Here is a 15,326-nt window from a genome sequence, read left to right as displayed (position 1 = left end):
TAAGTGGCTGTTTGTTTTTTGCCCTATTTCACTTGATTACCCGTAAACGGGTCCGTATATTCTTTAAATGAAATTTGGTCTTTTGCATAATCTTCTTCTAATTGGTTTCGAATGTACTCTGCTATTTTCTTTTCATTTTTTCCTACTGTATCTACAAAATAACCTCTACACCAAAAATTTCGTGATCCATATTTATATTTTAAATTTGCATGCCTATCGAATATCATCAGTGCACTCTTACTCTTGAGTGTTCCTACAAACTGTGATATACTCATATACGGTGGAATACTTACTAACATGTGTATGTGATCTACACATGCCTCCGCTTCTATTATTTCCACTTTCATTTCTGTGCATAATTTTCGAAATATTTCACCTACATCTCTTCGCAAATCTTTATAAATTATTTTTCTTCTATATTTTGGTGCAAACACTATATGGTATTCGCACCTATAACTTGAATGTGCTGTCTGTTTTACTTCATTTTTCATTGCTTAATTCCTCCTTGTTATCTTTGTGATACGGTCGCCAAACCGTCACTATTTTAACATGGAGGTTTTATTTTTGCCAAGGCTTTTTTACCTACCCCTGGTAGAACCAGGGGTTTTATTAAGCCTAAAGGCAACAGTAAAACAACGTCCTCCTTACATTAAAAAGGAGGACGTTGACTTTTTAAAAGAATGATATTTTCGTTTTTGCTGTTTCAATTAAATTCATTTGTTTTAACTTTGGCAACAAAGCTTGAAACAAAATAACCATGATAATAACCTCGATTGGAAGCATAATACTATTTTTAATCGTGCTTTTTACAAGATAATAATAATACGCTTTCCCAAATAGCATATAGCTCCATAAAGAGCCTAACATAATGTTAACGAATACGTTAATTGAAAGCTTACAGAGAAATATTCTGAGAACGGTAATGCGTTGGCGAAAGAAGAATAGGGAGTATATCAATGCACCAAGTATAGAGGATAACGTATATCCTGGGAAAAATGCACCTGTGGGGTGGATCATTGTTCCAAGGATATCTACTCCAAAACCATAACAAATTGCTGTAATTGGGCCGCCTATCATACAAGCAAGCGAAGTAGGAATGAAGCTAAAGTAAATTCTAAGGTTTTCTCCTACAGGAATAAAGAACGAACTAATTGCAATATTGAGCGCCATTAGTAAAGCAGTTACCGTTAATAACAGCAATTTCTTATTTGGATTAACTGCATGCTTCCAATAATCTTTAGTGAAAATAAGTGGAATGATTGATTGATTCTGATTTGGCATATAAAAAACCTCCTTTATGTGCCACAAAATGCCACATAAAGGAGGTCATAATTGTTCATAATTATAGCTATCCTATTATGTAGCAGCGGGATGCGAACTTTGTACCGCAAGTAACCTTTTCGTCTGTTTGACAACTCCCCGTTCAAACAGCACTTAACGCACAAAATTCTACTCTGCTTAATTTATTTACACTCCTATTTTACATAATTTTATCCGAAAAAGCTAGAGTAAAACTAACCGATTATTTATTTTGTTTCTCAGCTTTTTTATAATAATATGCTTATATTGAATAAATCAATGATAAGAATTGACAATCAATAAAAATGGAGTATAATGGTATAGTATATGAAAGCGAGGGAAAATATATGGGATGTACACATGATTGTGGCAGCTGCGGCGCAGATTGCAGCAGCAAACAAAGCGAACACGAAAGTTTAATTGCCCCATTAAATGAGTTAAGTAAAGTTAAAAAAGTAATTGGCATAGTAAGTGGTAAGGGCGGTGTCGGAAAATCGCTTGTAACCAGCTTAATGGCGGTTTCCATGCAACGACGTGGCCTTCATGCCGCAATATTAGATGCAGATATTACCGGCCCATCCATTCCAAAGGCTTTTGGATTAAACCAAAGAGCAGAAGCTTGTGAGTTCGGTATCTATCCTGTTAAAACTAAAATGGGTATTGACGTAATGTCAGTAAACTTTTTATTAGAAGATGCTCAAGATCCGGTTGTATGGCGTGGCCCTGTTATTGCAGGAGCTGTAAAACAATTCTGGTCTGATGTTATTTGGAATGATGTTGACTATATGTTTGTCGATATGCCTCCGGGAACAGGTGATGTTCCTCTGACTGTATTTCAATCCATTCCTCTTGATGGTATCATCATTGTCACTTCTCCTCAAGAGTTGGTGTCTTTCATTGTAGGAAAAGCTGTTCGAATGGCGAATATGATGAACATTCCTATTATAGGACTAATTGAAAATATGAGCTATGTACAATGTCCGGATTGTGACAAGCAAATTAAAATATTCGGAGATAGCCACATTGAAGAGATTGCCGCACAATATAATTTAGAGGTATTAGCAAAACTACCAATCAACCCTGAACTTGCAAAAGTAGTCGATAAAGGTGTTGTTGAACTGTTTGAAGGCGAATGGTTAGAACCTGTTGCAAATAAAATAGAACAAATGTAAATAAAAAAAGACCGTTTCGAGTTTCGAAACGGTCTTTTTATCAAAATGTTAATTATTCAACGTTTTCTTCGATATACTTAACGATATCACCAACAGTTTTAACGTTAGCTAAAACCTCGTCAGGAACCTCAAGATCAAATTCTTCTTCCAAAGACATAACAATATCAGCTACATCAAGAGAATCAGCACCTAGGTCATCAGAAATAGAAGCTTCCATAGTAACAGCATCTTCATCAACATCTAGTTGATCTACTAAAATAGATTTAATTTTATCAAATACCATTGTCAAACTACCTCCTTTATACATATATTCATAGTTAATTTATTTTCTCAACGCATATAGCATAAATGCTAGGTTATGCAACGCTATATTATGCGTGGAAATCAATCGGATAACCTACCATTATGTTCTATAGGTTATTCTGAAGAAATAAAAATATGCATATCTTTATTTCTTTTATTGAAAAGTTAGAAAAATTGCAGTAATTAAGCCTATTCTTCGAACTCTCCAATTTTTCTAAACTTATTATATCTATTCTCTAACAATAATGCAATATCTTTTTTTTGTAAATTTGTTAAAGTGTGATACAAATAATCAGAAATATTCTCAGCCGTTTGCTGATGGTTATTATGTGCACCTCCAACGGGTTCCGAAATAATGAAATCACATATGCCTAATTCCATTAAATCTTCGGCAGTTATCTTACAGCGATTTGCAGCTTCTTTTTCTCTGGAAGCATCTTTCCATAGTATGCTTGCAAATCCCCTTGGAGAAATAACGGAATATACCGCATTTTCAAGCATAGCAAGCTCATCACAAACGCCTAATGCCAACGCGCCACCACTACCACCTTCACCCATTACAATGGAAACGATAGGTGTCTTTAAACGACTTAGTTCCAAAAGATTTCGAGCTATTGCTTCCCCTTGTCCTCTTTCTTCAGCGGCAATTCCGCAAAATGCGCCTGGAGTATCGATAAAACAAACAACAGGACGGTGAAATTTTTCTGCTTGTTTTGCTAAACGCAATGCTTTACGATATCCTTCCGGATGAGGCATCGCAAAATTAGCTTTTTTATTTTCATCTATGTTACGACCTTTTACTTGTGCAATTACGGTAATCGGCATTCCTCTAAAGTTTGCAACACCGCCAATAATTGCAGCATCGTCGCCAAACAAACGATCCCCATGCATTTCGCAGAATTCATCAAAAAGCAATGGAATAAAATCATTTATCGTTGGACGCTCTTTATTTCTGATAATTTCTATTCTTTCAGAGGCTAATAATTGACTCATCTTGCCCCCTCCTTTGTATGCAAACGAATTAAGCGAGATAGAGTACGTCGCATATCTTTGCGATCCACAATCATATCAACAAAGCCATGCTCTAATAAAAATTCAGCAGATTGAAAATCATCAGGCAACCTTTGTTTGATTGTACCCTCAATTACACGTCTTCCTGCAAATCCAATTAACACCTTTGGCTCGGCAATAATAATATCACCTAAAGAGGCAAACGACGCAGTAACACCACCTGTTGTAGGATCGGTTAAAACAGTAATATATAACAAACCATTATCACTATGACGTGCGACAGCCGCAGAGGTCTTAGCCATTTGCATTAAAGAAACAATTCCTTCTTGCATTCTAGCTCCACCGGAAGCGCAAAAAATAACAACAGGAAGTTTCTTCTCAGTTGCACGTTCAAATGCTCTTGCAATTTTTTCGCCAACAACAGAACCCATAGATGCCATCATAAAGTTAGAATCCATTACTGCAATGACGCAATGTTTATTACGAATGGTACATTCACCCGTAACAACAGCATCTTTTAGTCCTGTACTGTTTTGCATAGAAAGTATTTTTTCTGGATATCCTTCAAATTCAATTGGATTTTTACTCGTCATAGTTGCATCAAATTCTTGAAAAGAACCTTTATCGATTGTAATATTCAATCGTTCAACAGCAGTTAATCTTGCATGATAGGAACATTCTGCGCACACTTTGGATTTGCCAATAAAATCGTCCATAAATGCAACGCTGTTACAACGAGGGCATTTAAACAAAAGATCATCCGGTATCGTGAATTTTGCTTTCTTATCAGATTTGTTATCATCACCTGCACGTGTTTTTACAATTTTAAATAAATCTTCGAGCAAACCTACGCCTCCTTTTTGCTGATACGAATATTGCTTTATGTGTTAATCTTAAAAATTTATCTTATTTGGGTTGCTTCATAATTTGGGTTCTAGACAAATATCCAATATCATAAGTTGCATTTTCAAAATTCTCATCTCTAAGTAAGTTTAGCTGAAAATCTATATTCGTGTCAACACCTTCGACTAAAAATTCTGCTAAAGCCCATTTCATCTTTTTAATCGCCTCAGTTCGAGTTGGCGCATAAACAATCAGTTTTGCTATCATGCTGTCATAATGAGGTGATATTACATAGCCTTGGTATACTGCGCTATCAATACGGACTCCAGGCCCACCAGGCATATGCAGTGCTGTTATTTTACCCGGAGACGGTCTAAAGTTAAAGTATGGATTTTCAGCGTTAATACGGCATTCAATTGCATGACCGGAAAGCTTGATATCTTCTTGACAAAGGTTCATTTTCTCTCCCGCAGCAATCAAAATTTGATGCTTTACAAGGTCAATTCCTGTTACAAGTTCTGTTACAGGATGCTCTACTTGAATTCTTGTATTCATCTCCATAAAGTAAAAATCATTTCCGGAAAGTAAAAATTCTATTGTTCCCGCATTTCGGTAATTACAAGCCTTTGCGGCTTTTATCGCAGCGTCACCCATTTTCGCACGCAGCTCTTCTGTCATAACAGGACAAGGAGATTCTTCTAAAACCTTTTGATTTCTTCGTTGCATAGAGCAATCACGTTCACCTAAATGCACAACATTACCATGTGTATCTGCTAAAATTTGAATTTCTACATGTCGTGGGTTTACAATGAATTTCTCTATGTATACTTCATCGTTACCAAAGAAATTTAATGCTTCTTGTTGTGCGGCAGTCATTGCGGCTTCCAATTCATTTTCGCTATTCACTAAGCGAATTCCACGTCCTCCGCCACCGGCAGAGGCTTTTACCATGATTGGGTACCCAATATCAGCAGCGATTTGTTTTCCTTCTTCAATGGATTTCACAACGCCTTCGGAACCCGGAACAACCGGAACTCCTGCATCCTTCATGGTTTTTTTAGCTTGTGCTTTATCGCCCATTAAGTCAATTGACTCTGCAAGTGGACCAATAAAAGTTACACCACAACGCTCACAGTTACGAGCAAATGCAGCATTTTCAGACAAAAACCCAAAACCTGGATGAACCGCTTGTGCTCCAGTGAGCTCGCAAGCGGCTAAAATAGCTTTTACGTTTAAATAACTGTCTTTTGTAGCTGCAGGACCGATACAAATTGCTTCATCTGCAATTTGTGCGTGTAATGCACCACGGTCTGCTTCTGAAAAAACCGCAACGGTACGAACACCAAGCTCTCTACAAGCTCGGATAATACGGACTGCGATTTCTCCTCTATTTGCAATTAAAATTTTATCGAACAAATGTATTTCCTCCTTAAGTCGGAAAATAAGTGTTTGCAATTATGCTCCGATTGCAAACTTTAATTCAGCTGAAGCCACAGTTTTTCCGTTTGCGGTTGCCTTACCGCTGACAATACAAATTGGGCCACGAACTTTAAGCACTTCAATTTCAAGCATAAGAACATCACCAGGAACAGCTTTATTGCGAAACTTTGCTTTGTCAATTCCTGCGAAATACCCGATTTTACCCTTATATTCTGGAAGTGACATCAAGCAAACCGCTGCAGTTTGCGCAAGCATTTCCATTGTAAGAACACCCGGTAAAACAGGCTCTTGTGGGAAATGTCCTTGAAACCAGTAATCGTCCACAGTAAGCATTTTCTTTCCAATTGCACGAACACCAATTTCCATTTCTTCAATTTCATCAATCAGTAAAAATGGATCACGATGCGGAATAATCTCTTTAATTTGTTCTTGTGTTAATAATGGCATAGTAAACCTCCTAGTATCGCTACAATATATTAGCGAATAATCATTAGCGGTTGACCATATTCAACCCCTTGTGAATTTTCCACTTTGATTTCTACAACCTCACCGTCAAAGTCACTTTGAATTTCGTTCATCAGCTTCATGGATTCAATAACACACAATACATCGCCTTTTTTCACCATACTGCCTACCTTTACAAAAGCAGGTTTATCCGGAGCAGCAGCAGCGTAGAACGTACCAACGATTGGTGATTTTACAACATTACCGCTTACTTGAGCCACAGGTGTTTCAGCAACTTTTGGAGCTGCAACACTGCTAGCGGCAACCTGAGCTGTTTCAACTATATTATCGTTAGCATCAGCATAGCTTACTACCTTTGGAGCTTTTTTAGCTTCTAGTTTTAATTCAAAGTCACCATCTTTAATGGAAAGCTCGCCAAGATTTGTTTGCTGCATTTTATCCATAAGTTCTTTAATTTCATTGAAATTAAGCATCGTTATTCTCCTTTATCGTTGAAACTAATCTTGATATTTTTTAAAGCATAGGGAAGCGTTATGTCCGCCAAAGCCTAAAGAGTTTGAAATAGCATATTGAATATCTTGCTTTCTTAATCCTTCTGTTACATAATCCAAGTCACATTCTTCATCCGCTACTTGATAGCCAATGGTTGCAGGAATAATGCCTTCTTGCAAAGATTTTGCACATACAATTGCTTCAATTGCACCAGCTGCACCTAGAAGGTGTCCTGTCATAGATTTTGTTGAACTGATTGCAAGGGTATTAGCATGGTCACCAAATGCACTTTTAATAGCGATGGTTTCATATTTATCGTTTAATCCGGTAGAAGTACCATGTGCGTTAATATAATCCACTTTATCAGCTGTAATGCCAGCTTCTGTATATGCTAACTCCATTGCTTTTGCAGCACCTCTTCCTTCCGGATCAGGGCTTGTCATATGATAAGCGTCACCTGTAGCGCCATAACCTACGATTTCAGCATAAATTTTAGCACCTCTTGCTTTTGCATGTTCCAATTCTTCTAATACCAAAATTGCACCGCCTTCGCCCATTACAAAGCCATTACGTTCTTTATCAAACGGGATAGAAGCACGATTGACATCCTCACTTTGACAAAGAGCCTTCATGTTGTTAAAGCCTGCAATTGAAAATTCAGTGATTGCTGCTTCGGAACCGCCCGTTACAACCGCATCAGCGTAGCCATGTTTGATTGCACGGAAAGCCTCGCCAATTGCATGAGAAGAAGTTGCACACGCTGTTACTGGTGCATAGTTTACACCCTTAAATCCGTATTTCATTGCAATGCTGCCGGCTGCCATATTTGTAATCATCATTGGTACGAAGAAAACAGAAACACGATTTCCGCCTTTTTCTAAAAATTTATTATATTCTTGTTCAATCGTTTGAAAACCGCCGATACCGCTACCAACGATTACGCCAATACGAAATGGATCTAAATCTTCAAATTTCGTACCGCAATCTTCAACTGCTTGTGTAGCTGCTGCGATAGCAAATTGGTTAAAACGGTCTGTACGTCTTAATTCTTTTTTATCAAAATATTGTAGTGGATCAAAATCTTTAACCTCAGCAGCAAGTTTTACCTCGCTATTGCTTGTATCATAGCTTGTTATCGGAGCAATCCCATGTTTACCGCTTTTGATACTGTCAAAAAAACTATCTACTGTTGTTCCAATTGGGGAAATTGCCCCCATTCCGGTTATTACGACTCTTTTCATACTTACCTCCAAAAATGAGTGGTGAGTGCGGTTCCTTTTACTTGAAAAAACGGATGTGATATTTTAAAGAAATGAGTGTTTCCCTCGTTTACATTACCATACCACCATCAATTACAATTACTTGTCCTGTAATATAAGCAGCACCATCAGAAGCTAAAAATGCGGCTAAAGACGCTACTTCATCAGGTTCGCCAAATCTTCGTAATGCAATGCCGCTTAATGCAGTTTCTTTCACTTTTTCATCTAACACTTCCGTCATAGGAGTTTTAATGAATCCTGGTGCAATTGCATTCACTGTAATATTTCTTGGGCCTAATTCTTTTGAAGCGGAAAGAGTCATACCGACTACTCCTGCTTTTGAAGCAGAATAGTTAAATTGACCTGGGTTTCCGTATACACCGGCAACTGAAGCCATGTTTATAATGCGTCCACTTCTTTGCTTCATCATAATTGGGCTGACTTGACGAATCATATTGAATACACTTTTATAGTTAACGTTTGTAACAATATCAAATTGGTCTTCTGTCATTCTCGCAACAAGACCATCTCTTGTAATACCAGCATTGTTAACCAATACATCAATTGTTGTAAAACGTTCTTTTACTGATTTTACCATGGATTCACAAGCTGCAAAGTCTGAAACGTCAGCAACAAAGCATTCTGCTTCTATGCCATATGCTTCACATTCTGCTTTTACTTGATTTCCACCATTCTCTACTTCATGTTCAGAACGACAATTAATCGCAATATTGAAACCTTCTGAAGCTAATTTTCTAGCGATACAAGCACCAATTCCTTGGGATGCACCTGTAATTAGGGCTGTTTTATTCAAAATTCTACACCTCGCATAACATTAGTATGATTATAATTGTGTTTTTCATTAACACGATGTAATTTTATCTTTATCATTATATATTTTTTATTTTGCAACTCCAAAGCTACCATTCAAATACGGCTGCTGCATAGGTTAGCCCTGCACCAAAGCCGACAATACATATTTTATCACCCCTCTCTAATTTACCTTCTTTCATTGCCTCTTCAAGACAAATAGGAATACAAGCGCTGGACATATTTCCGTGTTCTTCAATGTTTACAAAAAACTTCTCCATCGGGAGCTTTAAATTTTTTGCCGCTGTTTGAATAATACGAATATTTGCTTGATGAGAGAAAATATATTTTAATTCTGTTGGCTCAATTTTTGCTTTATTACAAGCTTCTTTTACAGCCATAGGCATTGTTTTTGTAGCAAATTTATATACTTCTTGTCCGTCTTGATATATTGCGTGAGGATTTCCCTCACCAAAACCATCAGATAGGGGGTCAAATGGTGTTTTCATAAATGGATTATTTGGTACAATACTGCGCGCAAAAATACGAGGAGCACCTGAAGTATCAGATCCGAGATGAGAAGCATATAAGCTTTCGTCTTTTTCTATTACAACAGCGCCTGCACCATCACCAAATAATACGCAGGTTGCACGGTCAGTGTAATCTGTAATTTTTGTAAGCATTTCGCTTGAAATAATTAATGCATATTTATTTTCATCATCCATTAGATATTTTCTTGCTAAATCAACAGCATAAACGAATCCCGCACATGCACAATTGATATCCATACAAATTGCGTTTTGAATTCCAACTTTATTTGCTGCTAAACAAGCCAAAGATGGGGTAAAATAATCAGGGGTAACCGTTGTTGCAATAACAACATTTATGTCTTCCGGTGCAATACCAGCATCTTTCAATGCATTTTTTGCTGCTTCACTTGCCATATAGGTTGTATTTTCAAATGTAGCGGCATGTCGGGTTTTAATTCCTACTCGTTGTAAAATCCATTCATCGTTTGTTTCCACTAATTCACTCAGTGCTTCGTTTGTGATAATGGTCTCAGGTAAGTATTTTCCTGCACCTCTCACTTTAATTCCAAACCGATTCATAAAAGCCTCCTGACTGTTTGGTTGCAACTCTTTTTTTTATATGATATACTAAATCTAGTTTATTAACCACTATATATAATGAGACAATTTTATCTTTTTTTAACCATTTTGTCAACGAAAAGATACTATTTGTTACTATTTGGACACATTTGTGTAACTATTTTCAACTTCTATCATGAAGTGCTTTTATTAGAAAGGAACCATATTATTATGAACAAAACTTGCTTACTTTTTTCAGGACAAGGCTCGCAATATCAAGGAATGGGGAAAGAAATTTTAAGCCTGTTTCCTGATTTGGAATTTATTTATACACGTGGCAGCGAGATTTTAGGATTTGACTTAAAAACAACTTGCTTTGAAGCATCAGCAGAGGATTTAGCAAAAACAGAAATCTCACAGCCAGCTATATTTGCAACAGCTTTGCTTTGTTATGAAGCAGTAAAAAAGCTTGGTATTACCCCTGATGCAGTAGCTGGGCATTCTCTTGGTGAATATGCTGCAATGGTGGCTGCGGGTATTTTGTCTTTAGAAGATGGTTTTCAAGTAATTAAAGCAAGAGCAAAAGCTATGGGCGATTGTGCAAAAGGACAAGATGGTGCTATGTGCGCAGTGCTTGGCTTGTCTGCTGAAGAGATTGCTGCAGTTTGCGAAAGCGTAGAGGGTTATGTGATTCCGGTTAACTTTAATTCTCCTGCTCAAACAGTAATTGCAGGCGAAAGAGAAGCAGTAGATAAAGCAATTGAAAAATTCACCGAAATGGGTAAACGCACCATGAAATTAGCAGTAAGTGCTGCATTCCATTCTAAGTTAATGCAAAGTGGAGCCGATGCATTTTATGATGCAATAAAAGATGTTGCTTTTCACGAACCGACTGTACCGTTTTACTCTAACGTAACCGGTGCGCAATTAACCGATTTTTCTGATATGCCAACTTATTTAAAAACGCATCTTGTTTCTCCGGTTCAATTTGTAAAAGAGCTGAACGCAATTCAAGAAACAGGAGTGGATCGCTTTATTGAATGTGGTCCTAATAAAGTATTGGCTGGTTTGGTTAAAAAAACCTTAACTGATGTAACAATATTTAATGTTGAAAACGAAAAAACATTTTCCAAGCTAAAAGGTGAATAGTTCATTTTAGCTTGCTGGTGGAGGTCTGATGCTTTATAGCTCAGACCTCATGACATAAAGGATGGTTATTACATGAATAATTTATATCTATGTGGATTTATTGGCTATGATAAAAATGATATTGCAAATAAAGTTGCAAAAATATTAGGTTATCGAGTATTAAATCTTGATTGTTTTATTCAAAAACAGACAACAATGAATACAAGAACCATTTTAAAAGAATATGGAGAAACATGTTTGCGTGAAATTGAGCGTGAGGCATTTCAAAAAGTCGCCGCTATGGATCAGGTCGTTGTGGTTGTTACCCAAACAACATTTGCTTTGGAAGAGAATATTGTTTTAGCAAAACAGACCGGAAAAGTTGTTTATCTTCATTATCCTTATAAAACGTACTATCGAAAAATGAAAGCAAGCAATTATCGTGGTATGGAAGCACAGGTCGATGAACAGGAATGCATGGCACGATATAATAAAATACATACTCTTTTTAAAATTGCCGCTAGCGACACATTTGATTTAACCTATTGTCCACAATTACAAGCAAAGGAAATTGCTTGTTTATTACAACATCATTCATTGCATGAAAGAAAGGACGCTTAAGATGACACCAAGTAATTTAATTCTTGCATCTCGCTCTCCACGCCGAGTAGAGCTGCTCAAGCTGATTGCAAGTCAGTTTGAAACAATTCCATCACAGTTTGATGAAAGCACAATTACAATTACCAATCCAAATGAGCTTGTGAAAGCTTTAGGATATTATAAAGCCAAAACGGTATTTGATGAGCATCCGCAAGCAACAGTAATCGGTTGCGATACCATTGTCAGCTTGGATGGCGAAGTTTTCGGAATACCAAAAGATAAGCAACATGCGGTTGATATGCTGCGTAAGCTATCCGGAAAAACTCATTTGGTTTCAACAGGCGTTTGTATTCTGTCTAAAAATCAAGTTGACCAATTTGTTGTGGAAACAAAAGTAACGTTTTACAAGCTAAGTGAAGAAGAGATAGAAGTCTATTGCAATACAAAAGAACCATTTGATAAAGCAGGTGCATATGGAATTCAAGAAAAAGGCTCTTTGTTTGTTGAATCCATTGAAGGTGATTATTTTAGCGTAATGGGATTTCCTGTTGCAAAGGTAAATCAAGTTTTAAAACAATATAAATGGTAAGCTTTCGAGTGTTCCTAAAATTTCCTTATTAATTAGGGAAATTGAAAAGAATTCAAAAAAAGTTATTGTGCATTTCATAATTAGAGGTTATAATAATGCTGTACGTATTATTCAGAATTGTAATTATTATTGAAATATGAATGATTGAATAAGATAAAATTTATGAGATAGAAAAGCTGGAGGAATGATAGATGTTTACAAAAGATATTGGTATTGATTTAGGTACTGCAAACACACTAGTATATATGAAAGGTAAAGGAATTATAATTCGTGAACCTTCTGTTGTTGCAGTTGACGTTCGTAATGATACAGTAAAAAGTGTTGGACAAGCTGCAAAAGATGTTGTTGGTAGAACTCCTGGCTCTATCGTAACGGTTCGTCCGCTAAAAGATGGCGTTATTGCCGATTTTGATATTACAACAAGCATGTTGCAAGAATTTATTCGTAAAGCAATGAACAACTCTATGATGTCTCGTGCACGTGTTGTTATCTGCATTCCTTCCGGTGTAACCGCAGTTGAACGAAGAGCAGTTAAAGAATCTGCTGAAAAAGCAGGCGCTAAAAAAGTAATGATCGTTGAAGAGCCAATGGCAGCCGCAATCGGGGCAGGACTACCTGTTTCCGAACCAACCGGTAGTATCGTTGTTGATATCGGTGGTGGTACAACTGAAGTTGCGGTTATTTCTCTTGGCGGTATTGTTGCTGCAAAATCTGTTCGTGTTGGCGGCGATAAATTCGATGTAGATATTATTAACTATATCAAGAAAAAATATAATTTGTTAATTGGTGAAAGAACAGCTGAAAATATCAAAATTGATGTTGGTAACGCTTTCCCATTAGAACAAGAGCTTCAAACAGAAATTAAAGGACGTAACTTGTTAACAGGTCTTCCTGAAAATATTACTGTTACCTCTGTTGAAATTAGAGAAGCACTTATTGATTCTCTACAAGAAGTTTTAGAAGCAATTCGTATCACTCTTGAAAAAACGCCTCCTGAATTAGCGGCTGATATTATTGATCAAGGTATTGTATTAACTGGTGGTGGCGCATTACTTCGTGGATTGGATCGCTTAATTGGACAAGAAACAGGAATGAGCGTTCGTGTTGCTGAAGATGCATTGGATTGTGTTGCACTTGGTACTGGTGTTATTCTTGAAAACATGGAAAAGTTATCTTCTGTTTTCTCTTCTGATGAAATTAAATATTAACCTTTCGTTAATTAACTTAGAAAGCCACTCATCAAAGGCACATGAAAACTTTAATATATGGTTTTTATGTGCCTTTAATGTAAATTTGCTTTCAAGTTAATCTATGATTACACCTAATACGTTAAAAAACGTGGGGCGGGGCTCGTCTCCGCCCTTTTCATATTCCATATAGATTTTATAGGTGGTGATATTACCGTGGCAGATTTTTTTAAGAGTAAAAAGTTTAAAATACTGATTGCGATTGTAGCGGTTTTATTTGGTATGATGCTATATTCCGCATCATCCGACGGAGTTTCGAATATTCCAAGAAATCTATTAACGATGATTACAACACCATTTCAAAAAGGTACTGCTTATGTTGCAGATGCTACGGGTAAATTCTTTGATAAATTTTTAAATGCTTCTAATATTTCTAAAGAAAATGAGCGTCTGAAAAAAGAGTTAAGCGAATTGAATCATCAGCTTGTAGATTACGAAAAAATGAAAGATGAAAATGAACAATTAAAAAAGGTTGCTAAAATTAAAGAATCACATCCGGATATGGAAACAACAACAGCGTTTGTTATCAGCCGAGATCCAAGCGACCGATATAGTTCTTTTATCATTGATAAAGGCGCATTGCAAGGTGTTGCCGTTAATGATCCCGTTATAACAAGTAATGGGTTAATCGGTATTGTCACCGAAGTTTCTCAAATTAATGCTCGAGTACAAACCATATTAAGCCCTGAAATTGATATCAGTGCATATGAAATAGGAACCAAAGAGCTTGGAGTAATTTCAGGTGAAATTAAACTTGCCAAAGAAGGAAAATGTAAATTATCTATTTTATCGGAACAAACCGAGATTAAAAAAGGATATATGATTGTTACTGCCGGTTCAAGCGGAAAATTCCCAAAAGGGTTGCCAATTGGTCGTGTTGAGGAAGTCTCTACTGAGTCTCATGGATTTACAAAATATGCAACCATTACTCCAATTGAACCAATTGAGAAAGTTGTAACCGTTCAAGTTGTAACAAAATTCTTAGGACAAGGTAGTGACTTGTTGGATTATATTAAATAGACAGTAAAAGAAATCAGAGGTGAAATAAAATGCAATATGAAAAGCTGCGTCCCTATTTAAAATGGGCAAGTTATTATGCAGCTCTTATTATACTGTATGTATTGCAAACAACGCCTCGTTTGTTTCAAATTTTTGAAACAAAACCCGTATTTATATTAGCGCTTGCGGTTGCTGTAAGTATGTTTGAAGAGGTAATGCCAAGTGCTGTTTTTTGCATGATAACGGGATTACTTTGGGATGTTTCATCCGATAAATTGTTGGGCTTTAACGCAATTATTCTATTGATATGTGGTGTTTTTATTTCTTTGATTTGTATTTATTATCTTCACACCAAAATTGCAAATGCGTTAATGTTCTGTAGTGCAGTTGCTTTATTGCAAGGACTCATTGATTATTTATTTTATTACGCAGCATGGAATCATAGCAATTCCTATATGGTTTTAGTGCTCGATATTCTACCAACAGCACTCTATACTGTTATATCCATGGTTCCGATTTATTTCTTAACCAAATGGATTTCTTATAAGTTTAATCCTGTTGTACGGATGTAGAAAAAGGGA

At 36.5% G+C, this 15,326-nt stretch carries 18 protein-coding genes and 1 riboswitch; of the genes, 7 read left to right on the top strand and 11 right to left on the bottom strand.

The genetic code is table 11. From position 1 onward, the window contains the following. Nucleotides 1–23: 23 nt before the first annotated feature. Together tnpA and RBG61_RS07655 are read right to left on the bottom strand one after the other, a co-directional pair. Complete coding sequence (gene tnpA / locus RBG61_RS07660; protein ID WP_307942351.1) at nucleotides 24–491, bottom strand: IS200/IS605 family transposase; 468 nt, start codon at nucleotides 489–491, stop codon at nucleotides 24–26. Nucleotides 492–672: 181 nt separating this feature from the next. After that, complete coding sequence (locus tag RBG61_RS07655; RefSeq protein ID WP_307942350.1) at nucleotides 673–1,281, bottom strand: folate family ECF transporter S component; 609 nt, start codon at nucleotides 1,279–1,281, stop codon at nucleotides 673–675. Nucleotides 1,282–1,362: 81 nt separating this feature from the next. Continuing rightward, nucleotides 1,363–1,459: riboswitch (THF riboswitch) on the bottom strand. Between the two features lie 187 nt (nucleotides 1,460–1,646). On the opposite strand from RBG61_RS07655, the gene RBG61_RS07650 reads away from it, so the two are divergent. Beyond that, nucleotides 1,647–2,471: an Mrp/NBP35 family ATP-binding protein gene (locus RBG61_RS07650; protein ID WP_307942349.1), complete on the top strand. Its 825-nt coding sequence runs from the start codon at nucleotides 1,647–1,649 to the stop codon at nucleotides 2,469–2,471. Between the two features lie 52 nt (nucleotides 2,472–2,523). Here the strand turns inward: RBG61_RS07650 and acpP are convergent, their stop codons facing one another. The 9 genes from acpP to RBG61_RS07605 form a co-directional block, all read right to left on the bottom strand. Further along, nucleotides 2,524–2,754: an acyl carrier protein gene (gene acpP, locus RBG61_RS07645; protein WP_307947224.1), complete on the bottom strand. Its 231-nt coding sequence runs from the start codon at nucleotides 2,752–2,754 to the stop codon at nucleotides 2,524–2,526. A 209-nt stretch (nucleotides 2,755–2,963) separates the two neighbouring features. Then, nucleotides 2,964–3,767 (bottom strand): acetyl-CoA carboxylase carboxyltransferase subunit alpha, encoded by an 804-nt coding sequence (locus tag RBG61_RS07640; RefSeq protein ID WP_307942347.1) that lies wholly within the window; start codon nucleotides 3,765–3,767, stop codon nucleotides 2,964–2,966. Continuing rightward, nucleotides 3,764–4,630, bottom strand: coding sequence for an acetyl-CoA carboxylase, carboxyltransferase subunit beta (accD, locus tag RBG61_RS07635; protein ID WP_373889704.1), 867 nt, complete (start codon nucleotides 4,628–4,630; stop codon nucleotides 3,764–3,766). The genes RBG61_RS07640 and accD overlap by 4 nt, the downstream gene beginning before the upstream one ends. Before the next feature lie 61 nt (nucleotides 4,631–4,691). Beyond that, nucleotides 4,692–6,044 (bottom strand): acetyl-CoA carboxylase biotin carboxylase subunit, encoded by a 1,353-nt coding sequence (locus tag RBG61_RS07630; RefSeq protein WP_307942346.1) that lies wholly within the window; start codon nucleotides 6,042–6,044, stop codon nucleotides 4,692–4,694. Between the two features lie 39 nt (nucleotides 6,045–6,083). Then, the gene (fabZ, locus tag RBG61_RS07625; RefSeq protein WP_307942345.1) at nucleotides 6,084–6,515 is read right to left on the bottom strand and encodes a 3-hydroxyacyl-ACP dehydratase FabZ; all 432 of its coding nucleotides are present in this window, start codon (nucleotides 6,513–6,515) and stop codon (nucleotides 6,084–6,086) included. 29 nt (nucleotides 6,516–6,544) lie between these two features. Then, nucleotides 6,545–7,006, bottom strand: coding sequence for an acetyl-CoA carboxylase biotin carboxyl carrier protein (gene accB / locus RBG61_RS07620; RefSeq protein ID WP_307942343.1), 462 nt, complete (start codon nucleotides 7,004–7,006; stop codon nucleotides 6,545–6,547). A 24-nt stretch (nucleotides 7,007–7,030) separates the two neighbouring features. After that, a complete protein-coding gene (gene fabF / locus RBG61_RS07615) occupies nucleotides 7,031–8,266 on the bottom strand; it encodes a beta-ketoacyl-ACP synthase II (RefSeq protein ID WP_307942341.1) in 1,236 nt (411 codons plus the stop codon). A gap of 88 nt (nucleotides 8,267–8,354) precedes the next feature. Then, nucleotides 8,355–9,098, bottom strand: coding sequence for a 3-oxoacyl-[acyl-carrier-protein] reductase (gene fabG, locus RBG61_RS07610; RefSeq protein WP_307942340.1), 744 nt, complete (start codon nucleotides 9,096–9,098; stop codon nucleotides 8,355–8,357). Nucleotides 9,099–9,204: 106 nt separating this feature from the next. Further along, complete coding sequence (locus tag RBG61_RS07605; protein ID WP_307942339.1) at nucleotides 9,205–10,203, bottom strand: 3-oxoacyl-ACP synthase III family protein; 999 nt, start codon at nucleotides 10,201–10,203, stop codon at nucleotides 9,205–9,207. Between the two features lie 210 nt (nucleotides 10,204–10,413). Here RBG61_RS07605 and fabD point away from each other — a divergent pair, with 210 nt between their 5' ends. The 6 genes from fabD to mreD all read left to right on the top strand — a co-directional run bounded on the left by fabD (nucleotide 10,414) and on the right by mreD (nucleotide 15,317). Continuing rightward, on the top strand, nucleotides 10,414–11,331 hold the full coding sequence (gene fabD, locus RBG61_RS07600; RefSeq protein WP_307942338.1) for an ACP S-malonyltransferase: 918 nt from the start codon (nucleotides 10,414–10,416) through the stop codon (nucleotides 11,329–11,331). Between the two features lie 72 nt (nucleotides 11,332–11,403). Then, entirely contained in the window at nucleotides 11,404–11,931 is a 528-nt protein-coding gene (locus RBG61_RS07595; protein WP_307942337.1) for a shikimate kinase, read from the top strand. Between the two features lies 1 nt (nucleotide 11,932). Continuing rightward, complete coding sequence (locus RBG61_RS07590; RefSeq protein WP_307942335.1) at nucleotides 11,933–12,499, top strand: Maf family protein; 567 nt, start codon at nucleotides 11,933–11,935, stop codon at nucleotides 12,497–12,499. 191 nt (nucleotides 12,500–12,690) lie between these two features. Next, nucleotides 12,691–13,707 (top strand): rod shape-determining protein, encoded by a 1,017-nt coding sequence (locus RBG61_RS07585; RefSeq protein WP_307942334.1) that lies wholly within the window; start codon nucleotides 12,691–12,693, stop codon nucleotides 13,705–13,707. Between the two features lie 195 nt (nucleotides 13,708–13,902). After that, entirely contained in the window at nucleotides 13,903–14,766 is an 864-nt protein-coding gene (gene mreC / locus RBG61_RS07580; RefSeq protein ID WP_307942332.1) for a rod shape-determining protein MreC, read from the top strand. A 29-nt stretch (nucleotides 14,767–14,795) separates the two neighbouring features. After that, on the top strand, nucleotides 14,796–15,317 hold the full coding sequence (gene mreD / locus RBG61_RS07575) for a rod shape-determining protein MreD (protein WP_307942331.1): 522 nt from the start codon (nucleotides 14,796–14,798) through the stop codon (nucleotides 15,315–15,317). Nucleotides 15,318–15,326: the final 9 nt, after the last annotated feature.

Source organism: Paludicola sp. MB14-C6 (assembly GCF_030908625.1).
In the GTDB taxonomy this organism is placed as follows: domain Bacteria; phylum Bacillota; class Clostridia; order Oscillospirales; family Ruminococcaceae; genus Paludihabitans.
Note: the sequence above shows the minus strand (reverse complement) of the source record. Positions and strands in the feature narration are given on the sequence as shown.

Excerpts from the sequence above, each read along its gene's own strand:
- accB (WP_307942343.1), bottom strand. The coding sequence starts at position 7,006 with ATGCTTAATTTCAATGAAATTAAAGAACTTATGGATAAAATGCAGCAA.
- RBG61_RS07655 (WP_307942350.1), bottom strand. The coding sequence starts at position 1,281 with ATGCCAAATCAGAATCAATCAATCATTCCACTTATTTTCACTAAAGAT.
- fabF (WP_307942341.1), bottom strand. The coding sequence starts at position 8,266 with ATGAAAAGAGTCGTAATAACCGGAATGGGGGCAATTTCCCCAATTGGA.
- RBG61_RS07595 (WP_307942337.1), top strand. The coding sequence starts at position 11,404 with ATGAATAATTTATATCTATGTGGATTTATTGGCTATGATAAAAATGAT.
- fabZ (WP_307942345.1), bottom strand. The coding sequence starts at position 6,515 with ATGCCATTATTAACACAAGAACAAATTAAAGAGATTATTCCGCATCGT.
- mreD (WP_307942331.1), top strand. The coding sequence starts at position 14,796 with ATGCAATATGAAAAGCTGCGTCCCTATTTAAAATGGGCAAGTTATTAT.
- RBG61_RS07640 (WP_307942347.1), bottom strand. The coding sequence starts at position 3,767 with ATGAGTCAATTATTAGCCTCTGAAAGAATAGAAATTATCAGAAATAAA.
- RBG61_RS07605 (WP_307942339.1), bottom strand. The coding sequence starts at position 10,203 with ATGAATCGGTTTGGAATTAAAGTGAGAGGTGCAGGAAAATACTTACCT.
- RBG61_RS07650 (WP_307942349.1), top strand. The coding sequence starts at position 1,647 with ATGGGATGTACACATGATTGTGGCAGCTGCGGCGCAGATTGCAGCAGC.
- acpP (WP_307947224.1), bottom strand. The coding sequence starts at position 2,754 with ATGGTATTTGATAAAATTAAATCTATTTTAGTAGATCAACTAGATGTT.
- tnpA (WP_307942351.1), bottom strand. The coding sequence starts at position 491 with ATGAAAAATGAAGTAAAACAGACAGCACATTCAAGTTATAGGTGCGAA.
- RBG61_RS07590 (WP_307942335.1), top strand. The coding sequence starts at position 11,933 with ATGACACCAAGTAATTTAATTCTTGCATCTCGCTCTCCACGCCGAGTA.
- RBG61_RS07585 (WP_307942334.1), top strand. The coding sequence starts at position 12,691 with ATGTTTACAAAAGATATTGGTATTGATTTAGGTACTGCAAACACACTA.
- fabD (WP_307942338.1), top strand. The coding sequence starts at position 10,414 with ATGAACAAAACTTGCTTACTTTTTTCAGGACAAGGCTCGCAATATCAA.